A 15,751-nucleotide genomic window follows, 5' to 3' on the forward strand; every position below is an offset into this window, starting at 1 on the left:
ATGCTGTCAGAGATTATTTGGATTACTATAATCATCGACGGATTCAACTAAAATTAAAAGGACTGAGTCCGATACAATATCGAAAACAATCCTTTAAATAACAGTCTAACTTTTTGGGGTCAGATCAAATTTTTATTGATTGTCGTAATGAAAATAAAAGATCTATACTAGCTACATTCATTTTTTACTCGGAAGATACGATGACAGAACGTTCAGCCAATATCATTACCCACGATCCTTTTGGTAGCTTGCTTGGATATGCACCTGGTGGCGTGGCAATTTATTCCTCAGATTATAATACTGCAGATGATAAAGAGTTCCCGAATGATGCTGCATTTCGCAGTTATCTAGGGCGAGAATATATGGGCTATAAATGGCAGTGTGTGGAATTTGCACGTCGTTATTTATATCTCAATCATGGCGTTGTGTTTGCCGATGTCGGTATGGCGTATGAGATCTTTTCTTTACGTTTTTTACGCCAAGTAGTGAACGATGCCTTGTTGCCTTTGCAGGCATTTGCTAATGGTTGTAAACGTAAACCTCAAGCAGGTTCCCTATTAATTTGGCAAGAAGGGGGCGAATTTAAACACACGGGGCATGTGGCAATTATCACCGAGGTGTTGCCTGATCGTATTCGAATCGCCGAGCAAAATGTGATTCATTCCCGCTTGCCAAGTGGTCAGCAATGGACGCGTGAATTGCCGATGATTGTTTCAGAACAAGGTTATTTTCTACAAGATACTTTTGATGATACTAAAATTCTTGGTTGGATGATTCAAACGAGTGACACTGAATTTTCAGAACCCCAACCTTTCCCAAAATCAACCGCACTTCGGTTACAAGCTCATCATATTGACAATCACGGGCAATTTAGTGGGAAATGGTTAAATGAAAATGAACCATTTGATATGGCTTATATCAAGGCGATGGGCGGGCATAAAGTGAGCCATTCTGATCAATATCGCTATTTTGCTATGTCTGAAAGTGCTCAACAGGAACTAATTCACGCCACGAATGAACTGCATTTAATGTATCTGCATGCAACAGACAAAGTACTTAAAGATGATAACCTGTTGCAGTATTTCAATATTCCGAAGCTCCTTTGGCCACGCTTAAGACTTTCTTGGCAAAATCGCCGTTATCAGACGATTACTGGTCGTTTAGATTTCTGTATGAGTGAACGAGGTTTGAAAGTCTATGAATATAATGCCGACTCAGCCTCTTGCCATGCTGAAGCGGGCGATATTATGAATCGTTGGGCAAAACAAGCTGGTGGCGTATTGGGGGAAAATCCGTCCGATGGTTTGCGTAATGCGTTAGCTGATTGTTGGCAACATAGTCAAGCCTCAAAATTAGTTCATATTCTGCAAGATCACGATGATGAAGAAGATTATCATGCCATGTTTATGCAACAGGCATTAGTGCAGGCGGGATTTCAAGCCAAAATTATTCATGGCACGGAAGGTTTACATTGGGATAATCGTGGTCGCCTGATTGATGATGAAAATAACCAAGTTCAAACCGTTTGGAAAACTTGGGCTTGGGAAACCATGCTGGAACAACTTCGTGAAGATGCAACTGGAATGGAAGTCGCTCCGCCTATTCGCACAGGTTATCCTGAAGATAAAGTGCGGTTAATTGACGTACTACTTCGCCCAGAAGTGTTGGTTTATGAACCACTTTGGACAGCAATTCCAAGCAATAAGGCGATTTTGCCTGTGCTTTGGTCTTTATTCCCTAATCATCGTTATTTGTTAGAGGCAAGTTTTCATCTCACACCAAACTTAATCCAAAACGGCTATGCACAAAAACCAATTGCAGGTCGCCGGGGTGATAATGTTAAATTGATTGGTGAAAATAATTCCATGCTAGACACAACCGATGGGCAATTTAGTCAGCAAGATAGTATTTATCAACAGCTTTGGTGTTTACCACAAGTGGAAGAGCAATATTTGCAAGTCTGTACTTTTACCGTGGGTGGGCATTATGGTGGCACTTGCCTACGTTCTGATTCGAGTCGTGTCATTGTAGGAAATAGCGATATGCAGCCTTTGAGGGTGTTGAAGGATAAGGTGTTTTTTGGACAAATAAATAATTATGCTGCCGTGCATTACTTACTAAAATAGAGTATTATCAACGGTCCTAATTTTTAAAGATTTGCGGAATTTTTACCGCTCTTTACTCGGATTTATATTTTTCTATTTATAAGTTATAAGGCAACCATAATGCATCAAATTAATTTGTTTCGTCCAACACTTTTGGCATTAAGTCTTGCTTTTGCGAATTCTTACGCGCAAGCCTCAATGGTACGTAATGATGTGGACTACCAATTCTTCCGTGATTTTGCTGAAAATAAAGGACAATTTACAGTCGGCTCTAGCAATATTCCTGTTTTTAATAAACAAGGTCAGAAGATTGCAACAGTATTACCCAATTTACCGATGCCTGATTTACATGTGGCAAATAGGGTAAGCGGTATTGCAACTTTGTTTAATCCTCAGTATATCGCCAGTGTAAAACATAACTTAGGTTATGGCTCGGTACAATTTGGCGATAGTGATAATAATTCAGATAGTCATTATTTTAACTATCTTATTACAGATCGAAATAATCATAGCCGGTTGGATTTTCATGCCCCGCGATTACATAAATTAGTGACCGAAGTTGCACCGATACCTCTAAATAATATTGCTTTTGATAATGCTAAAAAAACAGGGCCACGCAATGGCGCTTTTTTAGATAAAAATTGTTATCCGTACTTTGTTCTAGTAGGATCTGGGGGCAATATTTAAGAAGTTTTATAAATTTATTTCTCCAATTCTAAAAGTACTTCATCAAGTTTATTAAGTAAGTACTCTGATGGGTCCTCTTCATCATTTTTTATTTTTATCATCTCTAATAAGTCCTTATTTGTAAGTAATAATATTAATTTTCCATTTTCTCTTAAACAACCTTTTGCCGCCCAAAAAGCATTTTTGTCATAGCCTTCTGTAGTTACTATTATACCAACAGATCTCAAAGCTTTAGAATATAAATATCTTTCTGTTGTATATATTTCTTTTTGAGTAACCTTATTCCGAATAATTCTTAAATTCAAAAATCACATATTTTGATTTGAAATAATTTTCAACAATTGACCAAAATGTTTTTTTATTATCATCCTTGATTCTGCACAATAAATCAAATCTGTATAAATTATTGTTTGATTTTTTTTGTTCTTTCCATAAAGTTAAATCTTTTGAAAACAAAGACTTTAATATATCACAGCAAACATTTTCGTAGACACTAAAAAATTCTTTTCCAGATTGACACGAATTCAACTTCTTAATCAGTGATTTTGTATCATTATCATTATCATTATGGTGCAAGAAACCTATATCTATAAGAGGTTTTGTTGGAAAAATATCTTCTACAGAAAAGGGTAACATTGAATTCAATTTAGACTTAAGTTTATCTTTGTCTTTAACAACATAAAGTAAATTAGAAATGTCAATTATTTCTAGTTCTGGATATTTCTCTTTATATATACATTTTTCTTTCTCTTTAACTTCAAAAGCTGTAACAAGAACTGGTATCGCATCTGTACCCTTTGTATATTCATAGACTTGTTTAATTGCTCCTTCTGAAATTCTTGAAAATTTAACTTTAATACAATAAGTTTTTTCTTCTTTTTTTGCAATAAAATCAGCTCGTCTATATAATAAATTTGATACAGTATCTTCTTGAAATTCATCTTCAACTTTATATCCAAGTTTGCAAAATAAACTTAATATAAATTCTTCAAATAAATTCGCTTGTCTAACTATTTTATTATTACACACTCTCAATTCCCCTTTATATAGATTTTGTTGTATAAACAGTCATGACAAATATACCATGACTCATAAAGCCATAACAGAAAATATTACAGTCTTGTAGTTACTGTTTTTCTATTAAGCTTTACTTTATTTTTTTTTGATATAGTCTTCAATACCAAACACATTCTTTTTATCAAAATCTTTAAGAAACTTATAATTCTCATGCTTTGTAATATCAAATTTATCTGACAAAAACGGTCCAATAGCTCAAAGCTGAAAGATACATTTACTACCATCCATAACTGTTATCTCATCTTGGCTCATCAGTTCCTTGCCTGTCTTTTGGTAATTCAATCCATAACTATTGGCATTGAATAGTTTTTCCAATGTGTTATTCAAGTTTAGGTGGGAGGAGTTCTCATTTTATCTATACGATCTTTATTATAATTTCCGACTAAAAGATAGCCTGCTGTTTCTAATTTTGCAAATAAAATTCAGCAAAATCTCTTCTTTATTTGCCACAGTATCTTTCGCAAACTTCACAGAGTTGTGATAAATCAAATAATTGTTCAAATACTTGGTCTTTACCCACTTAGTTCAGCATTACAAATTGGAAGAAATTTAGATCGTCATTTATTAAGCCAAGATAAATCGAATGTTTGGGTGAATACCGAATCAAGTAAGAGAACTTATCGCTCTGACTATAATCGTCCATATAAGCAAAATTTAACATTGACTCAAGTTGGCGTCGCTCAGGTATTAAATTCGAATATGCAAATTGGTGCGGTGCTTTCTCATTCTCGTGCGAATAATGAGTTTGATGAAAATGTATCGGGTACAAACCGACTAACTAGCATAAATGGTTTTATTAAAGGCGAGTGGAATAATGGCGTCTTTGCAAGTTTCGACTTAGGTTATGGGCGTAGCCGCAACAATGTGAAATTTGACGAAGAAAACAAAACGTTCCACCGAAATATTTTGAGTGCAGGGGGAAATATTGGGGATTCTTTGGACTGGGGAATTAATGTCACACCTTCAGTTGGTATGCGCTACCACCGTCTATCTAGCACAAACTACCAATTAGACGGTGCAAATATCAACAGTAAAACGTTACATTTAACAACTTACCGTGCTGGTGTAATGTTAGATAAAACGTTTGATATAAATGGTGTAACATTCACCCCAAGTTTCTCAAGCAATTACTATGATGCCACTCAACGAAAACTTGCCATTGAGGGGGTATTAAGCGTCAATGATGTCGCATTAAAACAACAATTTGGACGTTATTTTACTCATGAACTTGGTTTTAGTGCTCAGATGAAACAGTGGAATATAAGCACGAATATTGGAATGCTTAAGGGCTCTGATGTTGCGCTACAGAAATTTGCTTCATTTAAAGTTGGCTTTACTTGGTAAAAGTGCGGTAGAAATTTAGAGCAAAATAAATACTAGCTTTAAGGACTGATGATGATATTTATCGGACTCAGTCCTTTTTATTTTGTATTTTTAGAGGGCAATTTCTAGACTAGAACAAAAAATCAGCCATCAAACAGTGGTTATATAGTCCCATGTTTGATGGCTGATGAAGATTAGTTTTAATTTTTTTTGAATATTAATGACTTGCTTTAGGCAATTCTTTTCCAATTAAAATGCTTGCAACTAACATCACTAAACTCGGAACCAACCAGGCCATTCCTTCAGATGAAAGAGGGAAGTGTTCCAATAATGAATTAATGCTTTCTGGTAACATTTTAACGTTATTTAAGCTGTCACATAAACTAAAACAAACAGTTACGATTAATGTGCTGTTGTATGTAAATTTTATTGATGGAAGTTTTTTGCGTAAGAATTGCAATAATACAAGCACAATGGCTACCGGATAAATTAATAACAAAGCAGGGATCGTAATGCGAAGTAGATCCGTTAAACCATATTGTGAAACAGTGATTGTCATTGCGGTAAAAAGTGCGGCCCAGAATGGGTAAGAAAAACGCACAGAGAATTTTGAAAAATAGTCAGCAGCAGCACTCGTTACACCAACAAGGGTTGTTAAGCTCGCTAATACAATAATACCCGCCATAATCCAAGTTCCAGCAGAACCGAATAAGACATTTACATAACGAGAGAAAATTTGTCCGCCATTAGTTGCACCTTCTGCAACTGCAGCACTAGTCGCGCCTAGATAGAAAAGCGAAAAATATAAACCCGCAAGTAAGATGACTGAAACAAATCCAGCTGAGATAGTGTATTTCACGATATCTTTGGGTTGAGTTACATTTTTTGCTGCAAGTGCGCGAGCGACGATTCCACCGAAAGCAATAGCTGCGAGTACGTCCATGGTTTGATAACCACTGGTTAAGCCGATTAATAAAGAATGCCCATTTTCATACGCTTTACTTGGCGCTTGAATTTCAGATAAAGGTGAAATGAAGACAGTGACGGCTACAGTAACTAATAACACAAGCAACGCCGGTGTCATGAATTTACCAACACTTGAAATAATGGTATTTGGGCGAATCATAAAGCCCATCGCGATTAAGTTAAAGATGAGTGAAAAGAGGAAACGAACACTCGCATTATCTTCCACTAATCCTAAAGGTAACCACGCCATTTCGTAAGCAACATTTGTGATACGTGGCATTGCAAAGGTGGAGCCAATGGTTAGATAAAGTATAACGAGAAAACCAGTGCCCGCCCATTTAGGTAAATCTTTCGTAAGTTCTTCACCACGACCTAAAATAGATACAATAACAAGTGTAATAAAAGGCATTAAAACACCGGTTAATACAAAACCGAAGGATGCGCCTGCCCAATGTTGTCCTGCTGTGAAGCCTTCCATTGGAGGAAAAATGATGTTACCTGCACCTAAAAATAAGGCGAAGATCATTATTCCTAAAACAATAATATCTTTACGTGAAAACATAATTTTTTGACTCTAAAAATAAAAAGGCCTGCATTCTACTACAAAGTGTAGAATATCCCTATTCTGTAAAACTAAAAATGTGAATTTCGTCACAATATGAAGAATCTTATCGACAATTCGATAAAAATCCCTGCAAAATCCACCGCTCTTTTCCCTTTGAGGGCAAAAATATGCTAGGATTCAGTCTTTGTTAATTTTTTGTTATTTATTTTTGGAAGGAGTTTGCGTGGTACAACTGATTCAACGCTTTTTAAAATTAGAATCCGCTGGTGGTATTTTGTTGCTTTTTTCTGCTGCCGTAGCGATGTTGCTGGCTAATTCGCCATTAAGCAGTCAATATAATGATTTTTTGAATTTGCCAGTCAGTTTGCAAATTGGCAGTTTCTCTATTAATAAAACCTTAATCCACTGGATTAACGATGGTTTTATGGCGGTGTTTTTTGTGTTAGTGGGAATGGAAGTTAAAAAAGAATTATTCGAAGGCGCACTTTCTTCCTACCAACAAGCCATTTTCCCTGCTATTGCTGCGGTGGGGGGAATGATCGTACCCGCGTTGGTTTATTGGTTTATTGCAAAACAAGATCCTAGCCTTGCAAATGGCTGGGCTATTCCTATGGCGACTGATATCGCTTTTGCGCTTGGCATCATGGCATTATTGAGCAAGCAAGTGCCATTGCCTCTCAAGATTTTTTTACTCGCACTCGCTATTATTGATGACTTAGGCGCGATTGTTGTAATTGCTCTGTTCTTCTCTCATGAATTAAGTGTGCAGGCTCTAATTTTCTCAGGGATTTCTATTTTGACTTTGGTTTTATTAAACCGCTTTAGAGTTAGCGCACTTTGTGCCTATATGGTGGTTGGGGCAATTTTATGGGCGTCTGTTTTAAAATCTGGTGTTCATGCGACGTTGGCTGGTGTGATTATTGGTTTTTGCATCCCATTAAAGGGTAAAAAAGGTGAACGACCATTACACGATTTTGAGCACATTTTAGCGCCTTGGTCATCCTTCGTTATTTTACCGCTCTTTGCATTTGCCAATGCAGGTGTTAGTTTTGACGGTATTGATGTGAGTATGATTTCATCGCCATTATTATTGGCTATCGCGTGCGGTTTAATTATAGGTAAACCAGTCGGCGTTTTCGGATTTAGTTATATTTCCGTTAAATTAGGATTAGCTAAATTACCGGATGGAATCAATTTTAAACAAATTTTTGCGGTTGCTGTTTTATGTGGTATCGGTTTTACGATGTCAATGTTCTTAGCAAGCCTTGCTTTTGATGCGGATGCTGGAGAAAGTGTCAATACGCTTTCTCGTTTAGGTATTTTACTTGGTTCAACGGTTTCGGCAACGCTTGGGTATTTATTCTTAAAACAAACAACAAAACGAAGCTAATCTAATCATACACAAAGTGCGGTAAAAATTGATCTGACCCCAAAAAGTTAGACTGTTATTTAAAGGATTGTTTTCGATATTGTATCGGACTCAGTCCTTTTAATTTTAGTTGAATCCGTCGATGATTATAGTAATCCAAATAATCTCTGACAGCATCAACTATCTCTTCTTTTGTTTTAAATTCCCGACCATAAAAGCATTCCGTTTTTAATCGCCCAAAGAAACTTTCCATCGCGGCATTGTCCAAGCAATTCCCTTTTCTCGACATACTTTGAATGATGCCATGTTCAGCTAAAATTCGACGATAAGCCACCATTTGATATTGCCATCCCTGGTCTGAATGTAAAATGACACCACAAGCTTTATTTAATCCTTTGACGGCTTGCATTAACATGTCCTCTACTTGCGCCCAGTTTGGGGAATAGCTGAGATTATAGGAGACTATCTCATTGTTAAATAAGTCTAAAATAGGGGATAAATAGACTTTACTTCCATCTTTCGCCTTAAACTCGGTGATATCAGTTACCCATTTTTGTTTCGGGGCCGTTGCACTAAAATCGCGTTCAAGATGATTTGGGGCTATAACCCCTATCGTGCCTCGATAGGTCGTAAATTTCTTGCTTTTTCTTGACCGCACTTGAAGCCCAAGTGTCTGCATTAAACGTTGGACTTTTTTATGATTTACGCCTGGCAAGCAGGCATGAACGCGTCGATAGCCATAATCAGGATGATTGGCTTTGATGCGTTTAATAGCCTTTTTCAGCGGCTCATCCTTATCCAGTTTAATCTGAAGTTTTGCAAAAAACGTACTACGCGCTAACTGTGCAAAGCCCAAAAGCCATTTTAACGGATAGCGTGTTCTTAACCTTTGGATAATTTCCGTTGCTCGGCTTCGTCCTGAAGTCTGAGCCTTCTCAACTCCTTTAGGTAGGCTACCTCCGCTTCAAGCTGTAAAATTCTCAGGCGTAAACGGTCTTCTTCTGTTTTAGGTGGCGGTGGCATTTTTGCATATTTGGGTTTCATCGGCGGTCGTCCTGATGGTTTACGGGGAATAAGTCCTTTTATGCCACTTTTTTCAAACCGTTTCAACCATGTCCCGACTAAGGCGTTGGAAGGAATATTGTAAAAACGCGCAGCTTCTCTAATACTCATTTTTCGATTCAGAATAGGTTGGAGAGCCTGTAATTTAAATTCGATTGTGTAGTGTTTACCCATAAAAAAATCTGCACCTCAATTGTTGGTTTGTTTAGTCCAACTTTTGGGGTGCAGATCAAAATTTACCGTACTTGTTCTATAAGATAATTCCACTATCTGCTTTGGTAAAATTCATTACAAATAAACTTTTATAAGTTCTTACATGAAATTCACCCGTCAATACTCGACGTGTGAATGCGTGATAGCTTTCCATATCTTTTGCATGGAGTAGCAACATAAAATCATAGTCCCCTGAGATTTCGTAACAGCTCACTACTTCGTCTTCTTGGCGCATTTTACGTTCAAATTGCTCTTGATAATAAGAGTGTTGATTGTCCATTTCGACCATGACAAATACGCTAATTGTACGCCCAACAGCTTTTGGGGAAACTACTGCAACTCGTTTTGTAATAACGCCTGAATCAGTTAATGCTTGTACACGTCGTTGACAGGTTGCAACGGAACTATTCACTTTCTCTGATAGTTCTTTTAACGGAATCATGGCATCTTGTTGTAATATATTCAAAATATTACGATCTAATTTATCCAGTGTTTGCATAAGATAATTTCTCAAAAGTGTAACTATTGAGAAAAATATTATCACAATAAAAATAAAGTTGAGATTTTTTATTGTCTTGGGATTTTATAATAATCATATTGATGAGATGAGGTCCAAGATGAAAGTAGTCACTCAAGGCGTATTATTGTGCATTTTTTCACAATGTTTATTTGGCATATTGTATTTATTTAGTATATGGCTCCAACCACTTAGCGGAACGGATGTTTTTGCGTGGCGTATGTTAACCATGATCTTTGGGTTACTTTTAATTTTATTCCCGACTATTGGTTGCCGCTCTCTTTTGTCTCTTATCACGACAACGTTAGGAAAAAGTTGGACGCGTTGGATTTTATTTTTACTGGGAACATTAGATGCGGGAAGTCAATTCTGGCTCTTTATGTGGGCACCGCTAAATGGCGAAGGGATAAATATTGCGATGGGATACTTTCTTTTCCCTCTGATCATGGCTGTTTTAGGATGGGCTTGGTTAAAAGAACGTTTATCACTTATTCAGAAAATTGCGCTTTTACTAGCTGCCTGCGGTGTTGCACATGAATTATGGCACACCCAAAGTTTTTCATGGACAAGCTTGTGGGTTTGTACGATTTATCCATTTTATTATCTAAGCCGTAAATTGATGAAAATCCCTGCTCTACAAGGAATTACATTAGATATTATTTTAATTTCGATACCTTGTTTTATTTATATTCTTTCTCAAAGCGATACGATTTCTTTGGTTACGCAAGAATATCGTTATTGGTTATTGCTACCAGCACTTGGTATTGTGAGTGCGATTTCGCTTTCAGCCAACTTAAAATCTAGCCAACAAATTCCAGTCAGTATTTTTGCGGTGTTGAGTTATATCGAACCCATATTGCTTTTTTTAATAGCTGTCTTTGTGCTAGATAATCAAATAACCACAAGCGACTATTTTACTTATGTGCCTATTTGGTTAAGTCTCATTGTGATTGGTATAGAAGGGATTTTAAACAAAAATAAAGTGCGGTGAAAATTAACCGCACTTATTAAAGTTACTGAAATAATTAGAAAGTATCTGAAAAAATGATTTTTTATTCCCACTCGATCGTTGCTGGTGGTTTTCCGCTAATGTCATATACGACGCGGGAAATGCCATTCACTTCGTTGATGATGCGGTTAGACACTTTGCCTAATAAGTCATAAGGCAAGTGAGCCCAATGTGCGGTCATAAAATCAATGGTTTCTACCGCGCGTAGGGAAATAACCCAATCGTATTTACGGCCATCGCCCATCACACCTACAGATTTCACTGGTAAGAATACGCTGAAGGCTTGGCTGGTTTTTTCATACCAACCGCTGTTGCGTAATTCTTCAATAAAGATCGCATCCGCACGGCGTAATAAATCGCAGTATTCTTTTTTCACTTCGCCTAATACACGCACGCCTAAACCTGGACCTGGGAATGGATGGCGGTTGATCATTTCAGCCGGTAAGCCTAATGCTAAACCGATTTTACGTACTTCATCTTTAAATAATTCACGTAAAGGTTCAACTAAGCCAAGTTTCATATAGTCTGGTAAGCCACCTACGTTGTGGTGAGATTTAATCACATGCGCTTTACCGGTTTTGCTTGCTGCAGATTCGATCACGTCAGGGTAAATCGTACCTTGTGCCAACCATTTCACGTTAGTAAGTTTTTTCGATTCATCATCGAATACATCCACGAATACTTTACCGATAATTTTGCGTTTTGCTTCAGGATCAGATACGCCTGCAAGTTCGCCTAAGAAACGGCTTTCAGCATCAACACGGGTAATATTTAAACCTAATTTGTCACCGAACATTTCCATGACCTGATCGCCTTCGTGTAAGCGGAGTAAACCGTTATCCACGAATACGCAGTGTAAGTTTTTGCCGATAGCACGGTGTAAAAGTAATGCAACAACAGAAGAGTCCACACCACCAGATAAGCCTAAAATCACTTCATCATCGCCTACTTGCTCTTTAATACGAGCAACGGCATCTTCGATAATGTTTTCTGCTGTCCATTTAGTTTCGCAACCACAGATGTTTACTACGAAGTTGGTTAATAATTCCAGGCCTTTTTTAGTATGCGTTACTTCAGGGTGGAACTGCACACCGTAGAAACGACGATTTTCGTCTGACATTGCAGCAATTGGGCAAGTTGGTGTAGTCCCTGTTACTTGGAAATTTTGAGGTAAACGAGTGACTTTATCGCCGTGGCTCATCCAAACGTCTAATTTTGGCTCGGAAGCGGTCGAATTATCGTTTAAATTTGCAAAAAGTGCGGTTGAATTTTCAAGTGAAACGGAAGCATAGCCGAACTCTCGGTGGTCAGAAGTTTCGGTTAAACCGCCAAGTTGCATCGCCATAGTTTGCATTCCATAGCAAACGCCTAATACTGGTACACCAGCATTAAATACATGTTCCGGTGCACGAGGGCTATTTTCTTCAGTGGTACTTTCAGGACCGCCTGAAAGGATAATCCCCGTTGGGTTAAATTCACGGATTTGTTCTTCAGTCACATCCCACGCCCAAAGTTCGCAGTACACACCGATTTCACGCACACGACGCGCAATCAGTTGAGTATATTGTGAACCGAAGTCGAGGATCAGGATTTTGTGATTGTGGATGTTTGTCATTTTTTGCCTTATGTTAATTTTGTTTTGTCATATTGATGTAAGTTCCACCATGTCCATCGCTGATATATTTGATGTGAAATGTTTCGGTCTTATTACAGCCTTTTACTGTCCAAGTTTCATTCACTAAATCTACTGTGGTAGTTGTCTGGTTTAGTTTTACATCATCGATCTGGGTGTGAATTTGTTTAGGCGTACAATTATGGATTGCTCTGAAAAATAGGTTAATGTTACTTGCCGTATCATATTTTAGTAAATCATTAGCTGTTGTTTCTCCAGTATAAGTCGGACCGAGTAATGTACAGGCCGATAGGATAAATGGAATCAGTAATATAAATTTTTTCATTGAGAATTTCTTTTGTTGTCTGAAATGTTTCAAAAGAGCGGTCAAAATTAACCGCTCTTTTATTCATTGTTAGCCCATACGATAGTTTGGCGCTTCTTTAGTAATCGTTACATCATGAACGTGGCTTTCTTTAATGCCTGCACCACTGATTCGAACGAATTCTGCTTTTGTGCGTAACTCTTCGATGGTTGCGCAGCCAGTTAAGCCCATGCAAGAACGTAAACCACCCATTTGTTGGTGGATGATTTCTTTTAAGTAACCTTTGTATGGAATACGGCCTTCGATACCTTCTGGTACGAGTTTGTCTGCCGCGTTATCCGATTGGAAGTAACGGTCTGAAGAGCCTTTCGCCATGGCACCTAATGAGCCCATACCACGGTAAGATTTAAATGCACGACCTTGGTAAAGTTCGATTTCACCCGGTGCTTCTTCAGTACCAGCAAACATAGAGCCAACCATTACACAGCTTGCGCCTGCGGCGATAGCTTTCGCAATGTCGCCAGAGAAACGGATACCACCGTCAGCAATTACAGGAATACCACGATCTTTTAATGCCGCCGCAGCATCTGCGATAGCGGTGATTTGTGGAACACCTACACCGGTCACGATACGAGTTGTACAAATTGAACCAGGGCCGATACCTACTTTCACTGCGCTTGCGCCTGCGTCAGCAAGTGCGATAGCACCTTCAGCCGTTGCTACGTTACCTGCAACGATTGGTAAGTTTGGATATTTTGCACGAGTTTCACGAACGCGTTGTAATACGCCTTCTGAATGACCGTGAGAAGAGTCGATTAACAATACATCTACACCAGCTTTCACTAATGCATCAATACGTTCTTCGTTACCTGGGCCTGCACCTACAGCAGCACCCACGCGTAAACGACCGAATTCATCTTTGCATGCATTTGGTTTTTGTTCTGCTTTTTGGAAGTCTTTAACGGTAATCATGCCTTTAAGTTTGAAGCTATCATTAACCACTAATACTTTTTCAACACGGTGTTGATGCATTAATTCTAAAATTTCTTCGCGACTCGCCCCTTCTTTTACTGTCACCAAGTCTTCTTTTTTCGTCATTACTTGTGAAACAGTTTTGCTCAAATCTTTTACGAAACGGGTGTCGCGTCCAGTAATGATACCAATTAGGTTATTTTCACTGTCTACAACAGGGTAGCCTGCGAAGCCGTTTTTCTTTACCATTTCAGCAAGTTCGGCAAGCGTTAAATTTGGTGAAACAGTTACTGGTTCAGAGACGATACCGCTTTCGAATTTTTTCACTTTACGAACACGGTCCGCTTGGCGTTCAATGGTCATATTTTTATGAATAAAGCCGATACCACCTTCTTGTGCTAAAGAGATTGCTAATTTGGTTTCTGTGACAGTATCCATTGCTGCTGAAAGCATAGGAATATTCAAATTAATTTCTTTAGTGAGTTTGGTTGAAAGATTGGCTGTATTTGGAAGCACAGTTGAATGTGCTGGGACGAGTAGAACATCGTCAAAAGTAAGGGCTTCTTGTTTAATGCGTAATGACATTGCAATATTCTCGCTAAGTTGAAGTTAAAAAATATTGCGACGAGATTATACAGATTTTACTTAATTTTGAAAACGAAATTTTTGGATTTGTGCTATGATTTTCGCTCCGTTTGCCAGAAGGAATAAATGATGAATTTCGCTTTATTGACATATTTAGCTGATTGTCAGCCGAAAGTGCGGTTTGAATTGGAAAAGTTTTCTCTGGATATTGAAGATGACATTAAACAATTACGTGAGCTAGGCTTGGAAATTGTCGTTGATGGCCAAAATTATTGCTTAGTGCCTAGCCTTCCTTTATTAAATCCTCAGCAAATTTCAACCGCACTTTTTCCTTATAGTATCTATTATCAGCCGATTATTTCCTCTACAAATGAATGGATACTACAAAATATTCCTTCTTTAAAAAAAGGTGATCTTTGTGTGGCTGAATATCAAACTGCAGGGCGCGGCCGGCGTGGTCGCCAATGGTTATCGCCTTTTGCTGGGCAAATTATGTTTAGTTTTTATTGGACGTTTGAGCCTAAAAAATCAATTGAGGGTTTAAGTTTAGCCATCGGTTTGGCGATTGCAGAGGTGTTAAACGTACAAGTGAAATGGCCAAATGACATTTTGTTTGATGGAAGAAAGTTAGGTGGTATTTTAGTTGAAATTGCTAATCATAAGAATGGCTTAATGAATTTAGTGATTGGCGTGGGGATTAATGTTTCATTGCCAAAGCAAACAGAAATTAGTCAGCCTTATGCGGAAGTATGTGAAATAGATCCTGATGTAGAGCGACAAACCTTATTACCAAAACTCATTCAACATTTGTATGTACGTTTAAATATCTTTGAGAAAAATGGTATTAATGCGGAATTTCAACAAGCATGGAAATCATATAATGCGTTCTCAAATAATGAAGTAAATGTGCTGACTGAACAAGACGTTATTTCAGGTATTGAACAAGGAATAGATGAACGTGGTTATTTAAAAGTATTATGTGGCAATAAAACCCAGATGTTTAATAGTGGTGAAGTTTCATTGCGTAAGAAATAAGAGCGTCAAAGAACTGAATATTTTAACCGCACTTTTTAAGAGTCCGTTTATATTTTAGTCAAAAGCTCATTTTTTTAATATTTTTATAAAAAAGTACTTGCAAGGGTTTTGAAAATCCCTATAATGCACCGCACACAACGACGCACTGTTGTGAAGTATTTAAGTTTACACGTGCGTCGTTGTTTTTTGCTCTTTAACAATGTATCAGACAATCTGTGTGGGCACTTGTTGATTGACTTGTTTTAAAAATATTTTTTAATTTTGAAGTCTTAATAGGTGCTTAACTGAAAATTCATAATTACTTTTTTAAGTAGTGTTTTATTTATAGC

At 37.6% G+C, this 15,751-nt stretch carries 14 protein-coding genes and 3 pseudogenes; 7 read left to right on the plus strand and 10 right to left on the minus strand.

The features are described from left to right. The 3 genes and pseudogenes from DV415_RS09790 to DV415_RS09800 form a co-directional block, all read left to right on the plus strand. The coding region (locus DV415_RS09790) for an IS3 family transposase (RefSeq protein WP_133253116.1) at window positions 1-101 on the plus strand (101 nt) is incomplete at its 5' end. A 99-nt stretch (window positions 102-200) separates the two neighbouring features. Next, window positions 201-2,126: a bifunctional glutathionylspermidine amidase/synthase gene (gss, locus tag DV415_RS09795; protein ID WP_118791089.1), complete on the plus strand. Its 1,926-nt coding sequence runs from the start codon at window positions 201-203 to the stop codon at window positions 2,124-2,126. A 99-nt stretch (window positions 2,127-2,225) separates the two neighbouring features. Then, window positions 2,226-2,797 (plus strand): annotated as a pseudogene (locus tag DV415_RS09800) (S6 family peptidase); the annotation flags it as partial. Between the two features lie 9 nt (window positions 2,798-2,806). Here DV415_RS09800 and DV415_RS09805 read toward each other — a convergent pair. The 3 genes and pseudogenes from DV415_RS09805 to DV415_RS10380 all read right to left on the minus strand — a co-directional run. Next, window positions 2,807-3,097, minus strand: coding sequence for a hypothetical protein (locus DV415_RS09805; RefSeq protein WP_118791090.1), 291 nt, complete (start codon window positions 3,095-3,097; stop codon window positions 2,807-2,809). Further along, window positions 3,072-3,821 (minus strand): hypothetical protein, encoded by a 750-nt coding sequence (locus DV415_RS09810; RefSeq protein WP_118791091.1) that lies wholly within the window; start codon window positions 3,819-3,821, stop codon window positions 3,072-3,074. The genes DV415_RS09805 and DV415_RS09810 overlap by 26 nt, the downstream gene beginning before the upstream one ends. Before the next feature lie 417 nt (window positions 3,822-4,238). Beyond that, window positions 4,239-4,391: pseudogene (locus tag DV415_RS10380) on the minus strand (IS1595 family transposase); the annotation flags it as partial. Here DV415_RS10380 and DV415_RS09825 point away from each other — a divergent pair. Further along, a pseudogene (locus DV415_RS09825) lies at window positions 4,389-5,213 on the plus strand (autotransporter outer membrane beta-barrel domain-containing protein); the annotation flags it as partial. The pseudogenes DV415_RS10380 and DV415_RS09825 overlap by 3 nt on opposite strands. Window positions 5,214-5,409: 196 nt before the next feature. Here DV415_RS09825 and brnQ read toward each other — a convergent pair. Beyond that, window positions 5,410-6,720 (minus strand): branched-chain amino acid transport system II carrier protein, encoded by a 1,311-nt coding sequence (brnQ, locus tag DV415_RS09830; RefSeq protein ID WP_118791092.1) that lies wholly within the window; start codon window positions 6,718-6,720, stop codon window positions 5,410-5,412. A 226-nt stretch (window positions 6,721-6,946) separates the two neighbouring features. Here brnQ and nhaA point away from each other — a divergent pair, with 226 nt between their 5' ends. Then, complete coding sequence (gene nhaA / locus DV415_RS09835; RefSeq protein WP_192879128.1) at window positions 6,947-8,113, plus strand: Na+/H+ antiporter NhaA; 1,167 nt, start codon at window positions 6,947-6,949, stop codon at window positions 8,111-8,113. A gap of 55 nt (window positions 8,114-8,168) precedes the next feature. Here nhaA and DV415_RS09840 read toward each other — a convergent pair whose 3' ends face one another. From DV415_RS09840 to DV415_RS09850, 3 genes are all read right to left on the minus strand, one after another. Then, window positions 8,169-8,948 carry an IS3 family transposase gene (locus tag DV415_RS09840; protein WP_239990912.1) on the minus strand — a complete coding sequence of 260 codons (780 nt, stop codon included), beginning with the start codon at window positions 8,946-8,948 and terminating at the stop codon, window positions 8,169-8,171. 26 nt (window positions 8,949-8,974) lie between these two features. Beyond that, window positions 8,975-9,328 (minus strand): helix-turn-helix domain-containing protein, encoded by a 354-nt coding sequence (locus DV415_RS09845; RefSeq protein WP_118794481.1) that lies wholly within the window; start codon window positions 9,326-9,328, stop codon window positions 8,975-8,977. A 76-nt stretch (window positions 9,329-9,404) separates the two neighbouring features. Next, entirely contained in the window at window positions 9,405-9,866 is a 462-nt protein-coding gene (locus DV415_RS09850) for an Lrp/AsnC family transcriptional regulator (RefSeq protein WP_118775483.1), read from the minus strand. Between the two features lie 118 nt (window positions 9,867-9,984). Here DV415_RS09850 and rarD point away from each other — a divergent pair, with 118 nt between their 5' ends. Then, complete coding sequence (gene rarD, locus DV415_RS09855; protein WP_192876951.1) at window positions 9,985-10,875, plus strand: EamA family transporter RarD; 891 nt, start codon at window positions 9,985-9,987, stop codon at window positions 10,873-10,875. Window positions 10,876-10,936: 61 nt separating this feature from the next. Here rarD and guaA read toward each other — a convergent pair whose 3' ends face one another. The 3 genes from guaA to guaB all read right to left on the minus strand — a co-directional run bounded on the left by guaA (window position 10,937) and on the right by guaB (window position 14,387). Then, window positions 10,937-12,508 (minus strand): glutamine-hydrolyzing GMP synthase, encoded by a 1,572-nt coding sequence (guaA, locus tag DV415_RS09860; protein WP_118791099.1) that lies wholly within the window; start codon window positions 12,506-12,508, stop codon window positions 10,937-10,939. Window positions 12,509-12,521: 13 nt separating this feature from the next. Beyond that, on the minus strand, window positions 12,522-12,851 hold the full coding sequence (locus tag DV415_RS09865) for a hypothetical protein (RefSeq protein WP_118791098.1): 330 nt from the start codon (window positions 12,849-12,851) through the stop codon (window positions 12,522-12,524). 69 nt (window positions 12,852-12,920) lie between these two features. Further along, the gene (gene guaB, locus DV415_RS09870; protein WP_048952912.1) at window positions 12,921-14,387 is read right to left on the minus strand and encodes an IMP dehydrogenase; all 1,467 of its coding nucleotides are present in this window, start codon (window positions 14,385-14,387) and stop codon (window positions 12,921-12,923) included. Window positions 14,388-14,516: 129 nt separating this feature from the next. Here guaB and birA point away from each other — a divergent pair, with 129 nt between their 5' ends. Next, window positions 14,517-15,422 carry a bifunctional biotin--[acetyl-CoA-carboxylase] ligase/biotin operon repressor BirA gene (gene birA / locus DV415_RS09875; protein WP_192879129.1) on the plus strand — a complete coding sequence of 302 codons (906 nt, stop codon included), beginning with the start codon at window positions 14,517-14,519 and terminating at the stop codon, window positions 15,420-15,422. The last annotated feature ends 329 nt before the right edge of the window (window positions 15,423-15,751 follow it).

It is taken from the genome of Haemophilus haemolyticus, from assembly GCF_003490595.1.
GTDB lineage: Bacteria > Pseudomonadota > Gammaproteobacteria > Enterobacterales > Pasteurellaceae > Haemophilus > Haemophilus haemolyticus_L.